9 protein-coding genes are annotated in these 14,155 nt (G+C 68.1%); 7 read left to right on the top strand and 2 right to left on the bottom strand.

Annotation, left to right across the window (positions count from 1 at the left end; genetic code table 11):
* Positions 1-73 precede the first annotated feature (73 nt).
* Positions 74-1,282: a thioester domain-containing protein gene (locus tag ACWGSK_RS11075; protein ID WP_452455769.1), complete on the bottom strand. Its 1,209-nt coding sequence runs from the start codon at positions 1,280-1,282 to the stop codon at positions 74-76.
* A 320-nt stretch (positions 1,283-1,602) separates the two neighbouring features.
* On the bottom strand, positions 1,603-2,769 hold the full coding sequence (locus tag ACWGSK_RS11080; protein WP_452455770.1) for a Cys-Gln thioester bond-forming surface protein: 1,167 nt from the start codon (positions 2,767-2,769) through the stop codon (positions 1,603-1,605).
* A 249-nt stretch (positions 2,770-3,018) separates the two neighbouring features.
* Between ACWGSK_RS11080 and gatB the strand changes: the two genes are divergently transcribed.
* From gatB to serA, 7 genes are all read left to right on the top strand, one after another.
* Positions 3,019-4,530: an Asp-tRNA(Asn)/Glu-tRNA(Gln) amidotransferase subunit GatB gene (gatB, locus tag ACWGSK_RS11085; RefSeq protein WP_358513553.1), complete on the top strand. Its 1,512-nt coding sequence runs from the start codon at positions 3,019-3,021 to the stop codon at positions 4,528-4,530.
* A gap of 352 nt (positions 4,531-4,882) precedes the next feature.
* Positions 4,883-7,588, top strand: a complete 2,706-nt coding sequence (locus ACWGSK_RS11090) for an EAL domain-containing protein (protein WP_452455771.1) — start codon at positions 4,883-4,885, stop codon at positions 7,586-7,588.
* Positions 7,589-7,661: 73 nt separating this feature from the next.
* On the top strand, positions 7,662-8,549 hold the full coding sequence (locus tag ACWGSK_RS11095) for a hypothetical protein (RefSeq protein ID WP_452455772.1): 888 nt from the start codon (positions 7,662-7,664) through the stop codon (positions 8,547-8,549).
* 340 nt (positions 8,550-8,889) lie between these two features.
* Positions 8,890-10,716 carry an acetolactate synthase large subunit gene (locus tag ACWGSK_RS11100; RefSeq protein WP_358513559.1) on the top strand — a complete coding sequence of 609 codons (1,827 nt, stop codon included), beginning with the start codon at positions 8,890-8,892 and terminating at the stop codon, positions 10,714-10,716.
* Positions 10,717-10,733: 17 nt separating this feature from the next.
* Positions 10,734-11,258, top strand: coding sequence for an acetolactate synthase small subunit (gene ilvN / locus ACWGSK_RS11105; protein WP_358513561.1), 525 nt, complete (start codon positions 10,734-10,736; stop codon positions 11,256-11,258).
* A gap of 35 nt (positions 11,259-11,293) precedes the next feature.
* Positions 11,294-12,289 carry a ketol-acid reductoisomerase gene (gene ilvC / locus ACWGSK_RS11110; protein ID WP_452455773.1) on the top strand — a complete coding sequence of 332 codons (996 nt, stop codon included), beginning with the start codon at positions 11,294-11,296 and terminating at the stop codon, positions 12,287-12,289.
* Between the two features lie 175 nt (positions 12,290-12,464).
* Complete coding sequence (gene serA / locus ACWGSK_RS11115; RefSeq protein WP_452455774.1) at positions 12,465-14,054, top strand: phosphoglycerate dehydrogenase; 1,590 nt, start codon at positions 12,465-12,467, stop codon at positions 14,052-14,054.
* Positions 14,055-14,155: the final 101 nt, after the last annotated feature.

Here is a 14,155-nt window from a genome sequence, read left to right on the forward strand (position 1 = left end):
CGATAATACCGAAGGGGCCCGTCCTTTGGAACGGGCCCCTTCGGCTTACCGGCTGGTAAGGATGTGTCGGCTGTTACACGTCGGTGTCCTCAGCGGCGTCGCCGGCACCGGCCTTGCGCTTGCGGCTCAGGTAGATGGCGCCACCACCGGCACCGAGGGCGGCGATGCCCGCGGCGACCAGGCCGGCCAGCGCTCCACCGGTCACCGGCAGGGTGGGCTCGTCGCTCTCGGCCGGGGGAGTGGGCTTGTCGTCGCCCGGCTCACTGGGCTCCTCGCTCGGGGTCGGAGCAGGCTCGCTGGGCTCCTCGGTCGGAGTCGGGGTCGGGGTCGGCTCGGTCGGGGTCTCGCCCGCGGCCCAGGTGGCGGAGGCCGAAGCGGTGACCGAGGTCTCGTCACCGTCGACGGTGATCAGCGTCTGAGTGGGCTCGGTGGCGGACTTGCCCTGGAACAGACGGCCGGTCTCCACGGAGGAGGTCGCCTCCAGGGAGAAGGAGGCCTCGCCCGGCTCGGTGCCCTCGGGCACGGCGAAGCCGACCTTGTCGCCGTTGTCGACGGCGTCGACCTTCTCACCGGTCTCGACGTCGACCAGCTCGACACCCTCGGGGGCGTCCAGGGTGACCGGGATCTCCGCGGAGTTGGTGGAGATCTCGAACTCGCCGACGGTCGAACCGGCGGTGCCCTCGGCGGAGTTCGGGGTGATGCTCAGCGCGGCGCCGGGCTCCTCCTCGATGCTCTCGGCGTTGGCGGTCAGGTACTCGTAGACCGCCACGACGGCTTCGCTGTTGCCGTCGGAGAGGTCCATGTCGTTGCTGAAGTGCCAGATGGCGGCCTGGGTGGCACCGAGGGCGTCCTCGTTGCTCAGACCCTCGACACCCGCGGCCTCACCGAGGGCGGCGGCGTCGGTGTTCGGGTAGGCGTTCTGCAGGATCCACAGGACCTTGCCGGGCTCGGCGAACTCGCCCTTGCCCGGGTAGTCGGCCCAGTCGTCTTCCTTGTACTCGGCCTGACCGACGATGTTGGTCCGGAAGTCGATGCAGTACATCGTGAGGACGCTGCCGTCGGTCAGTTCCAGGTTGAACAGGCTGGTCGGGACCGAGCTGCCGCCCATGTGGACCTTGGGACCGCTCTCGGCGTTGCCGACGTAGGTGCCCTCGGCAGAACCTTCGTAGGTCTCGACCTCGTCGGCGGCCGCGGGGGCGGCCAGACCGAAGGCCAGGAAGGCGGCCGCGGAGGCCGCGAGGCCGGTGCGGCCGACGATGCGGGGGAGGGAGAAGTTACTCAAGTTGTTTCCCGGTGTCTTATTAGGGGTGAACCGGATGATCCGCCGGTGCGGAAGTGAATGGACGCCACGGTCGGGGTCAGGGGGCGCGGAGCCATTCAGGGGGAGCGATCTCTCCGGGAGGGCCGTCAGACGCGGGAGGGGCCGCGTGCTCCCTGGGTCGTCGATCGCCCGGCCGATACTAGCGAGACGGTTCGTGCTTTCCAACCCGCTTCACGAAAAATGTGGCCCATTACGGGCAAGTCCAAATCTGGGCAGGGCAAATCCGGATTGCGGAGAGATGTTATAGATCGAGGTCGGCGCGGTGAGGCTGTTTCGGCTGCCTAATCCCGACGCTTACGGCCCAGAACCAGGATGAGCAGGCCGGATACCACCAGTGCACCCGCGATGACCAGGAGCCCCGACAACCAGGTGCCGGTCAGGGCCAGACCATCCTCCTGGTTTCGGTCCTCGTCTTTCGGGACCTCGGTCATGACTTCGGGTTCGTCCGCGGGTTCCTCGGCGGGTGCGGCCGTCGGCTCCGGTTCGGGGGTCGCCGGCTCGTCCGTGGTACCGGCCTCGGCGGGTTCCTCGGCGTGCCAGGTGACCGTCGCGGTGGTGGAACTGGTGGCGGTACCCGGTTCCGCGGTGATGAGCGGCTGGGTGCGCACCCCCTCGCGGCCGGTGAACAGACGCCCCTCCGGGAGGGGGACGCCCGGGCCGCGCGCGTGCAGGGTGGCCACCCCGGCCGGTACCGACGGGTCGACGTCGAGGTAGACCTCGTCACCGTCGGAGACCTTCGAGATCTCCTGACCCGCGGAGTCCACGAGCCAGGACGCGGGTGCGCCGCGCACGGACACCTGCACATCCCCCTCACCCGAACTGGACACCGTCAACGGGCCCAAGGGCTCGCCCGGCGCGATCTCCTCCACCTGGGTGGGGGAGAGCTCCAACGATCGGGCGGTCGTGCCGCCCTCGGCGGCGGAGCTGCCCTCGACCAGGTGGTCGAAAAGGTGCAGCATCTCGTCGGAGTTGCCCTCGGTGCCGGGGTCCACGTCGTCCAACACGTGCCACAGCGCGGCCTGGGTGGCGGCGATCGCCGTGTGCTCCTCAAGGACCGGCAACCCGGCCTCGGAGGCCAACGACGTCAGCGGCAGGTTGGGGTAGGAGTGACGCACGATCCAGTTCGCGCGGTCGGCCGGGTCCGTCTCCCGGGCCGTGCCCGTCCACTCCGGGCGGTCCGCCCACGCGGACTCGACGTAGGCGGTACTCGGGCGCACCTCCTCGTCCACCATCATCGCGTAGGCGCGCACCGAGTCCTCGTCGGCCACACGCAGGCTGAACAGGGCCGTCTGTAGTTCCCGGCCGTCTTCGAGCAGGACCGGGGCACCCGCCATCGGGTCGCGGTCCACGCGCGAGAAACCGTCGGCGTGGACGGGTGAAGTGGAGAGGGCGCCGATCAGCGTGCTCGCGCAAAGCAACGCGGCGCACCGACGCAGGATGCCGGACATGCTCAGGCGCTCCCGTGCGGAAGGGCGGTTGGGGCGACCCTGCCCCGACCGGCGAATTCGTGTTTCCTGGCAATCAAGACTAACGGTCCGGCACCCTGGGTGACGGTAGATCTCCTCCTTAGCGGCCCAATCGTGCGCTCGCCGTGACATCCGTTTGTCCCGCGAGGATCGGGAACGGGCACAGAGGGCCCCTCGACCTCGGTAGGCTGACCTGGAAGGTATGTCCTCTACTGAAACGGGTTTGCGGCGATGGCCCACGCGGTAACTCCTAGCTTCGAGCAGGCGCTGACCAGGTACGAACCTGTGCTCGGCCTGGAGACCCACATCGAACTGGGCACCGCCTCCAAGATGTTCTGCTCATGCCCGACCGCGTTCGGTGCCGAGCCCAACACCCAGGTGTGCCCGGTGTGTCTGGCCTTCCCCGGCTCCTTGCCGGTGGTCAACGAGAAGGCGGTGGAGGGCGCGATCCGTCTGGGGTTGGCGCTCAACTGCTCCATCGCCCCATGGGGCAGGTTCGCGCGGAAGAACTACTTCTACCCGGACATGCCGAAGAACTACCAGATCTCCCAATACGACGAGCCGATCTGCGTCGACGGACACCTGGACGTCACGGTCGACACCCCCGACGGCCCGCGCGAGTTCCGTATCGAGATCGAACGCGTGCACATGGAGGAGGACACCGGCAAGTCCTCCCACGTGGGTGGTTCCACCGGGCGGATCCACGGCGCCAGCCACTCCAACGTGGACTACAACCGCGCCGGCATCCCGTTGCTGGAGATCGTCACCAAGCCCATCACCGGCACCGGTGGGCTCGCCCCGCTGGTGGCCCGCGCCTACGCCGCCGAGCTGCGCGACCTGGTCCGTTCCCTGGGCATCTCCGACGTGCGCATGGAGGAAGGCTCCATGCGCTGCGACGTGAACGTGTCCATCAACGAGATCGGTGCCTCGAAGTGGGGCACTCGTAGCGAGACCAAGAACGTCAACTCGCTTCGCTCGGTGGAACGCTCCGTGACATCGGAGATCGAGCGTCAGGCCGGCGTGCTCGACGCGGGGGAGCGCGTGGTCCAGGAGACCCGCCACTTCCAGGAGCAGCTGGGCCGTAGCACCTCGGGCCGCTCCAAGGAGGAGGCCCAGGACTACCGCTACTTCCCGGACCCCGACCTGGTCCCTGTCGCTCCGTCGGCCGAGTGGATCGAGGAACTGCGCGCCACCCTGCCCGAGCTGCCCGCCGCCCAGCGGGCCCGGATCAAGACCGAGTGGAAGCTCACCGACACCGAGCTGCGCGACCTGGTCAACGCCGACGCCATCGTTCTGGTGGAGGCCACCGTGGCCGAGGGCGCACCCTCGGCCGAGGCCCGCAAGCTGTGGCTGAACGAGCTCTCGCGCCGCGCGACCGAGCAGGAGGTGGAGCTGGGCGCGCTGCCCATCACCCCCGCGCAGGTGGCCCGGATCATCGCGCTGGTCGCCGAGGGTACGCTCACCAACAAGCTCGCCCGTCAGGTGGTCGAGGGTGTCCTCGCCGGCGAGGGCGAGCCCGACGCCGTGGTGGAGGCGCGCGGCCTCAAGGTCGTCAGCGACGATGGTGCGCTCGGTGCGGCCGTCGACGAGGCGATCGCGGCCAACCCCGACGCCGCGGACAAGGTGCGCGGTGGCAAGGTCGCCGCGGCCGGCGCCCTGGTCGGCGCTGTCATGAAGGCCACCCGTGGTCAGGCCGACGCGGGCCGGGCCCGCGAACTCATCCTGGAGAAGCTCTCCGGCTGAGCCGAGGTTCCCGCCTTGGACCCGGTACCCGCAACGGTGTCGGTCCGAGGCTTACACGGAGCCTTCCAGGCTTCATGCGGCGTCGTGGGGCTGTAGGGGCCCCGCGGCGCCGATCCCTTTTCAGGAGCGGGGTCAGAGGCGGGTGCGGGGGACGGGTTGAACCTGAAACCGAGGTGACCGAGAGTAGCCGTTCCGTCGCCATCTCTCAGCCGGTCCTCAATCGCCGTGTGACCTTGGTTGCGTAGGGTGTCCATGCATGGGGTGCGTGCGTTCCACCGCGTCCTGAGTCGAGAAATACACGAGGTGGGTGCTCCATGTCCGAGGAGAGAGCCAGGCGTTGGGGAGGCCCCTGATGGGTCTCAAGGCACGCCGGCTTGCGGTGTTCGGTTTGGGCGCGCTCTTTCTCCTCTATCTCCTGGGGACGTTGATCCCGGCGGGGGAGAGCACGGTCGCGGACTCCCTCGGGCAGTGGCCCGGGGCCGTGGTCGCGGGCGCCGCGGGCGCGTCCTTGTTGTTGGCCGCCAAACGCTGGGCTCGAACCGGAGCCGACCGGGACGCGCACGTCGACGGGGCGGACGGCCCGGCCGCGCTGAGGTTCCTCGGCTTCTCGGCCCTGGCCTGGTGCGCGGGTGCCCTGACCCACGCCATCACCCGGACGTTCAGCGCCGGGTCGGTCTTCTCCCTCACCCTGGGCGACCTGTTCGCCTTGGTCGCGCTGCCACTCTTCGTGATCGGTTTCACCAAGTTCGCGCCTTGGCCGGGTGGACTGCGCACGGCGATCCGGCACATCACCGACAGCTACGTGTGCGCCGCCGCGGTGTTCTCCGTGGTGTGGGTCCTGTTGTTCTCGCCGTTGTACGAGGAGCTGGGCCAAGGGGCGGGGCTGCTCGGGTTCGCGCTGGTGTACCCGGTGGCCGACATCGTGGTGTTGTGTCTGCTCATCCCGCTGGTGTTCATGTCGCCGCACAGCACCCGGCGCGCGGTGCTGGTGGCGACCGGAGCCCTCATCGCCATCGCCGCCTCCGACATGATCGGCGCGGTCACCCGCCTCACCGGGCCGCCGGTGGCCGGGGGGATCGAACAGCCGGTGCGGTTCCTGGGCTTCGCGCTGTTGGGCGCGCTTCCGTGGCTGGTGGAGCACCGGCCGGGCGCCGAGCCGCGCCGGATCACCGGACGTGGGCTGTACCGGTTCGCCCCCGAGTTCGCCGCCCTGGCCTCGGTCCTGGCCGCCACCGTCGTGCTCACCGCCGGGGCGTTGCGGATGTCCGAGGTCGCCGCGGTCCTGCCGATCGCCGCGGGCACCGCCGTGATCGTGCTCGTGGTGCGTGTGCTGGGAATGTTGGAGGAGAACGCCACCCTCACCCGCATGGTCCGAAACCGTGAGGGGCACTTCAACGAACTGGCCCGCAACAGCGGCGACGTCATCCTGGTGCTGGATCGCGACGGCGGGGTGTTCTACCTCAGCCCGGGCACCGCCGAGGCGTTCGGCTACCGGCTGGACGACGTGCTCGCCGCGCCGGTGACCACGCTCATCCACCCCGAGGACCTGTCGCGCACCAACGCCGTCCTGGACCTGTTCGGCCAACGCAGCGGCCAGGGGGTGCACCTGCGGTTGCGGGTACGGGCCGCGGACGGGACCTGGCGGCACACCGAGTCCACCGTCTCGCTCTACGAACAGCCCGGCGAACCCGACCGGCTGCTGGTGACCACCCGCGACATCAGTGCTCAGGTGGCCCTGCAGGACCAGGTGGAGCACCTGACCTTCCACGATGGTGTGACGGGCCTGCCCAACCGGGCCTATCTGGAGGAGAGGGCCAGCGACGTGCTGGCGCACCGGGCCATCAACGACGAGCACACCGGCGACGTCGCGGTGATCTTCCTGGACCTGGACGGGTTCACGGCGGTCAACGACTCCGCCGGACACGTGCGGGGCGACCACATGCTGGGGCAGGCCGCGCGCCGGTTGCGCGGTGAGCTGGACTCCAACGCCACCCTGGCGCGCTGGGGCGGCGACGAGTTCGCGGTCCTGGTCGAGGACGTTCCCAAGGCCCAGCGAGTGGTGGACCTGGCCGAACGTCTGGGCCGGGTGATCGCCTCCGAACCCTTCCAGGTGGCCGACCGCGACATCCTGCTGACCGCGAGCATCGGGGTGGCCTTCGCCGAACCCTCCACGGACAGTGGTGAGCTGCTGCGCAACGCCGACGTGGCGATGACCCGGGCCAAGGAGCGCGGCGCGGGCAACGTCGAGGTCTACGCGGCCCACATGCACGACATGGTCGTGTCCCGGCTGGAGTTGCAGATCCGGCTGCGCCAGGCGCTCAGCAACGGTGAGTTCTTCCTGGAGTACCAGCCGATCGTGGACCTGGGGACGTCCCAGGTCACTGCGGTGGAGGCGTTGGTGCGCTGGGACCGTGACGGCGAGGTCGTCGGCCCGGACGCGTTCATCGGCGCGGCCGAGGAGTCGGGGCTGATCGTGCCGCTGGGGGAGTGGATCCTGCGTGAGGCCTGCGAGAAGGTCGCCGTGTGGCGGGTCTCGGACTGGGACATCGGCCTGTCGGTGAACCTCTCGGTCAAGCAGGTGCTGTCGCCCCGCTTCGTGCGCGCCGTGGAGGGCGTCCTCGACGAGACGGGCCTGTCCTCGGAGGTGCTGACCCTGGAGGTGGACGAGGAGGTCCTCCTCGACGACCAGGGTGACGCGGTGGAGCGCCTCGGCGAGCTCCGCGGCCTGGGTGTTCGGCTGGCCATCGACGACTACGGCATGGGGTACGCGTCTCTGGCGCACCTGCGGGAGTTGAGCGTGGACGCCATCAAGATCGACCCTTCGTTCATCGCCGACCTGGGCCGCGATGACACGGTCACCCTGCTCACCCACACGATCGTCCAACTGGGACGGGACCTGGGCGTCCAGGTGGTCGCCGAGGGCATCGAACGCCCCGAGCAGCTGGAGCAGTTGCGGGTGATGGGTTGCGACCACGGCCAGGGTTTCCTGGTGGCCCGCCCGATGCCCGCGAGCGGCGTGGAGTCCCTCGTCGGTGGCGAAGCCGGCGTCAACCTGTAGGACGAACCACCACCAAACCGGATGTAGCGCTGTTCACCTGCGGAGACGCGGATATGGGCGCTAATTTTCCGGCATGCCCTCTCATCAGCACGAGTTCCCACTCGACCTGATCCGCAACGATCCCGCGTCTGTGGTCGAACTCCTCAAGGAGATCACCGGTAAGCCGTTGCCGGAGTTCACCCGTGTCCGTTGCGACTCCGCCGAGGCCACGAGCACGGCGCTGACTCACCTGACCTCGGATTCGGTGGTGGTCTGCGAACGGCCGCCCTACCCGCACGAGAAACAGGACGGGCCGATCCCGGTTCTGGGGATCATCGTCGAACCCCAGAACCGGCCCGACCGTCGCAAGTACTACCGGTGGCCCGCCTACGTGGCGAACACCCGGCTACGGCTGGAATGCCCGGTGGTCCTGCTCGCGCTCACGCCCACGTCGTCCTTGGCGCGGCGGTTCGCCGAACCGATCGAACTGGGGTGCGGCGAGATCCGTCCCCTGACGTTGGCGCTGGACACCCTCACCCCTGTCACCGATCCCGACGCGGCCGTGGCCCGACCGGTGTTGACCATCCTGGCCTTGGCCAACAACCCGACCGAGGACGAGGCGGCGTTGAACGCGCTGGTGGCGGCGTTGAACAGCCTCGATGACTCGTCCAGCTCGCTGTACTCTGACTATGTGCTCGCGGCCCTGTCGGCCGCGGCCCCCGCGGTATTGGAGAAGCTCATCATGCTGAAGGACTACGAGTTCAAGACCGAACTGATCGGGCGCCCTTTCCGCGAAGGGAAGGAGAAGGGGCGTGTCGAGGGCCGTGTCGAGGCGTTGCTCGGGTTTCTTGAGGCCAGGGAGATCAAGGTGTCCGAGGCGGCTCGGGAACGGATCACCGGCACCACCGACATCGCCGTTCTGGACGCGATGTTGCGCAAGGCGGCACACGCCGAGCGGGTCGAGGACCTCTTCGGGGAGTAGTCCGAGATGGACTGTTAAGTCCGGCTCGGGGTGGATGTGTCCGACCCCTGTCACGTGTTCTGTGTTACACGCGGCAGGGGTCCTTCGTGTATATATGCAGGCCAGGGCGTTTCTCGGTGGTGCGAGTCTCGCCGGATGCTGAAATCGGCGTCTTGCATGGTGAGACAATACGTGGAATCGGTTGACGCGAACGGGCCCCTTCGGCCAATGTTGACAGCGTGCAGAACAACCTCCTGATTCTCGTACTTGGTCGGCGCGCAGCCCACTGAGTTTCTTCTGCTGCGCGCCACCCCTCGACCGCCACCGGGCGGTGGGGGTTTTTTTATTGCCGCACCAGGCCATGAGACCGGAAACCACCACTTCCAGAGCCCCACCGCCGCTCTGGACATCGCTGAAGGATCTTGAGATGACCGAGCAGATGACCGGCGCCCAATCGCTGATCAGGTCGCTGGAGCACGTCGGCGTTGACACTGTCTTCGGGATTCCCGGCGGCGCCATCCTCCCCGCGTACGACCCCCTCTACGATTCGGCCAAGGTGCGCCACATCCTGATGCGCCACGAGCAGGGGGCGGGGCACGCGGCCGAGGGCTACGCCTACGCCACGGGACGCCCCGGGGTCTGTATGGCCACCAGCGGTCCAGGTGCCACCAACCTGGTCACGCCGCTGGCCGACGCCCACATGGACTCCGTCCCGATGGTCGCCATCACCGGCCAGGTCGCCGCCCCGATGATCGGCACCGACGCCTTCCAGGAAGCCGACATCTGCGGCATCACAATGCCGATCACCAAGCACAACTTCCTGGTCAAGGACGTGCGCGACATCCCGCGCACCATCGCCGAGGCCTTCCACATCGCCTCCAGCGGTCGCCCCGGTCCGGTCCTGGTCGACATCTCCAAGGACGCCCTACAGGCCGCCGCCGAGTTCGTCTGGCCCGAGCGCCTGGACCTGCCCGGCTACCGCCCGGTCACCAAGCCGCACGGCAAGCAGGTCCGCGAGGCCGCCCGGATGATCGCCGAGGCCAAGCGCCCCGTCCTGTATGTGGGCGGAGGGGTCCTGCGCGCCAACGCCGCCGCCGAACTGCGGGTCCTGGCCGAACTCACCGGTGTCCCCGTGGTCACCACCCTGATGGCCCGCGGTGTCTTCCCCGACTCGCACCCGCAGTACGTGGGCATGCCGGGCATGCACGGCGACGTCGCCGCCGTCGGAGCGCTGCAGCAGGCCGACCTCATCTTCGCCCTGGGCGCTCGCTTCGACGACCGCGTCACCGGCCGGCTGGACAGCTTCGCCCCCGACGCCAAGGTCGTCCACGCCGACATCGACCCCGCCGAGATCTCCAAGAACCGGCACGCGGACGTTCCCATCGTCGGCGACGCCCGAGAGGTCCTCGCCGATATGGTCGTGGCCGTGCGCGCCGACCAGGAGAAGGGCCGCCAGGGCGACTACGAGGCCTGGTGGAACCGGCTGAACCAGCTGCGCACCACCTACCCCAAGGGCTACGACGTCCCCGACGACGACTCCCTGTCGCCGCAGGCCGTCATCGAGCGCCTGGGCCAGGTCGTGGGCCCCGAGGCCACCTACGTGGCGGGCGTCGGCCAGCACCAGATGTGGGCCGCGCAGTTCATCGACTACGAGCGCCCCGGCTCCTTCGTCAACTCCGGTGGTCTGGGCACCATGGGCTTCTCCGTCCCGGCCGCCCTCGGCGCCAAGGCCGGCGACCCCGACCGCGTGGTCTGGGCGGTCGACGGTGACGGCTGCTTCCAGATGACCAACCAGGAACTCGCCACCTGCGCCGTCGAGGGCATCCCGATCAAGGTCGCCATCGTCAACAACGGCAACCTGGGCATGGTCCGCCAGTGGCAGACCCTGTTCTACGAGGGCCGCTACTCCAACACCGACCTGCAGACCTCACCGAAGGACGAGAAGGTCCGGATTCCGGACTTCGTGCGCCTGTCCGAGGCCTACGGTTGTGTCGGACTGCGTTGCGAACGCCCCGAGGACATCGACGCCACCATCGAGAAGGCGATGTCGATCAACGACGTCCCCGTGGTCGTCGACTTCACCGTCAACCACGACGCCATGGTCTGGCCGATGGTCGGTCCCGGCGTCAGCAACGACAACATCCAGTACGCGCGGGACATGGCGCCGAACTGGGAACACCAGGACTAGGAGAAGGCCGAACAAGCATGAGCAGTCACACGCTTTCCGTTCTGGTGGAGGACACCCCGGGCATCCTCGCCCGAGCCTCCGCTCTCTTCTCCCGTCGTGGGTTCAACATCGACTCACTCAGTGTCAGCACCACTGAGTACCCCGGTCTGTCCAGGATGACGATCGCGGTCAACTGCGACCTCCACCCTTTGGAGCAGGTGACCAAACAGCTCAACAAGCTGGTCAACGTCGTCAAGATCGTGGAGATGGACACCACCGCGTCGGTGCAGCGCGAGCTGCTCTTGATCAAGGTCAAGGCCGACGCGAACAGCCGCACCCATGTGCTTCAGACGGCCGAGCTCTTCCGCGCGCATGTCGTGGACGTCAGCCCGGACGTCGTCGTCATCGAGGCCACCGGCGACCCCGAGAAACTCGATGCCCTGGTCAAGAATCTGGAACCCTTCGGAATCAGGGAACTGGTCAAGTCAGGGCTGGTCGCCCTGGGCCGGGGACCGCGTTCGATCACCGACCGCTCCCTGCGAGCGATCGAACGCAGCGCCTGAGCCCCCGAGAACGCAGAAACAAGGAGTAATCCCAAGTGGCAGCAGAGATGTACTACGACGACGCCGCGGACCTCGCGCTCATCCAGAGCAAGAAGGTCGCCGTGATCGGTTACGGCAGCCAGGGTCACGCGCACGCGCTGTCGCTGCGGGACTCGGGCGTGGACGTCCGCATCGGTCTGGCCGAAGGCTCCAAGAGCCGCGCCAAGGTCGAGGAGGAGGGCCTGCGCGTCCTCACCCCCGCGGAGGCCACCCGCGAGGCCGACGTCATCATGATCCTGGTCCCCGACCACATCCAGCGTGACCTCTACACCGAGGAGATCGCCCCCAACCTTGAAGCCGGCAACGCGCTGTTCTTCGCGCACGGCTTCAGCATCCGCTATGGCCTCATCAAGGCCCCCGAGGGTGTCGACGTCGCCATGGTCGCCCCGAAGGGCCCCGGCCACCTGGTCCGTCGCCAGTACGAGGCCGGGCGCGGCGTGCCCTGCCTGGTCGCGGTCGAGAGGGACGACAGCGGACAGGCCTGGGACCTGGCCCTGTCCTGGGCCAAGGGCATCGGCGGCACCAAGGCCGGCGTCATCAAGACCACCTTCACCGAGGAGACCGAGACCGACCTGTTCGGTGAGCAGACGGTGCTGTGCGGTGGCACGGAGGAGCTGGTCAAGGCCGGTTTCGCCACCCTCGTGGAGGCGGGCTACCAGCCGGAGATCGCCTACTTCGAGTGCCTGCACGAGCTGAAGCTGATCGTCGACCTCCTGTACGAGGGCGGCATCTCCAAGATGAACTGGTCGATCTCGGACAACGCCGAGTACGGCGGCTACACCCGTGGCCCGCGTCTGATCACCGAGCAGACCCGCGAGGAGATGCGCAAGATCCTCGGCGAGATCCAGGACGGCACCTACGCCAAGGAGCTCATGGACGAGTTCGACAACGGCAAGCCGACCTTCACCAAGCGTCGTGAGGCCGAGCAGGCCGAGCAGATCGAGAAGGTGGGCGCCGAGCTGCGTCCGCTGATGAGCTGGCTCAAGGCCTGAAGCTCACGGGATTCGTGATCGAGGGGGGAAGGTGAGACATCTTTCCCCCCTTTTTCCGCCCCTTGCCCAGTGGGCTTCCCTACCCCACAGGTAGACTTTGGATCGGCCGTCACACCCGATTCGGGCAGCGCCTCCACCTGCGCGATCGGGTCGCACCACCTGAAAAGGAACCGTTGTGCCCAAACCCGTCGTACTCGTCGCGGAAAAGCTCTCACCCGCCGGAATCGCGCTTCTCGAAGAGGACTTCGAAGTCCGTCATGTGGACGGTGCGGACCGGTCCCTGCTCCTTCCCGCCCTGACCGGCGTCGACGCCCTGATCGTGCGCAGCGCGACCCAGGTGGACGCCGAGGCCGTCGGCGCGGCCGATCGCCTCCAGGTCGTGGCCCGCGCGGGTGTGGGCCTGGACAACGTCGACGTGGACGCGGCCACCAAGGCCGGCGTGCTCGTCGTCAACGCCCCCACCTCCAACATCATCAGCGCCGCCGAGCAGGCCATCAACCTGCTGCTGGCCAGCGCCCGTAACACCGCCCCCGCGCACAACGCCCTCATCAACGGTGAGTGGAAGCGCTCCAAGTACACGGGTGTGGAGCTGTACGAGAAGGTCGTCGGCGTGGTCGGCCTCGGCCGTATCGGCGCGCTGGTCGCCCAGCGCCTGCTCGCGTTCGGCACCAAGGTCATCGCCTACGACCCGTTCGTGCAGCCGGCCCGCGCCGCGCAGATCGGCGTGGAGATGACCACGCTCGACGACCTCTTGGCGCGCGCCGACTTCATCACCATCCACCTGCCCAAGAACAAGGACACCCTGGGCCTCATCGGCGACGAGGCGCTGTCCAAGGTCAAGCCCTCGGTCCGGGTCATCAACGCCGCGCGCGGCGGCATCCTCGACGAGGACGCCCTGTACCGGGCCATCAAGGAGGGGCGCGTGGCCGGCGCGGGCATCGACGTGTTCGCCAAGGAGCCGACCACCGACAGCCCGCTGTTCGAGTTCGAGAACGTCGTGGTGGCCCCGCACCTGGGCGCCAGCACCTCCGAGGCGCAGGAGAAGGCCGGTACCCAGGTCGCCCGTTCGGTGAAGCTGGCCCTGTCGGGCGAGTTCGTGCCGGACGCGGTGAACGTGCAGGGCACCGGCGTGGCCGAGGAGATCAAGCCGGGTCTGCCGCTCACCGAGAAGCTGGGTCGGGTGTTCACGTCGCTGGCCGGCGCGCTCGCCGCCCGCATCGACGTCGAGGTACGGGGCGAGATCGCCCAGCACGACGTGAAGGTGCTGGAGTTGGCCGCGCTCAAGGGTGTGTTCACCGACGTGGTCGAGGACACCGTGACGTTCGTGAACGCGCCGTTGTTGGCCAAGGAGCGCGGGGTCGAGGTCAACCTCGTGACCAGCGACGACAGCAGCGACTGGCGCAACCTGATCTCGGTGCGCGGTGTGCTGGCCGACGGCACCCGGGTGTCGGTCTCCGGTACCCTCACCGGTCCCCGTCAGACCGAGAAGCTGGTGGAGATCAACAACTACACGATGGAGATCGGCCTCGACGAGCACATGGTGTTCCTCTCCTACGAGGACCGCCCCGGCATCGTCGGCAAGGTCGGCGCGCTGCTCGGTGATTCCGAGGTCAACATCGCGGGCATGCAGGTCATCCGGGACAAGGAGGGCGGCAAGGCGCTGATCGCGCTGACCGTCGACTCCGCGGTGCCGGACGAGATCCTGACCTCGATCGGCGCGGAGATCGAGGCGGACATAGTCCGCCAGATCGACCTGGAGAACTGACTCCGGGCCGGTGGTACGGGGCCGTTCCGTCCAGATTTCGTTAATCGATCTCTGGTCGGGGCGGCCTTTCTGTTGTGTTAATGGCCTTATGTGTTACTGGG

The organism is Nocardiopsis sp. NPDC055551, from assembly GCF_053619415.1.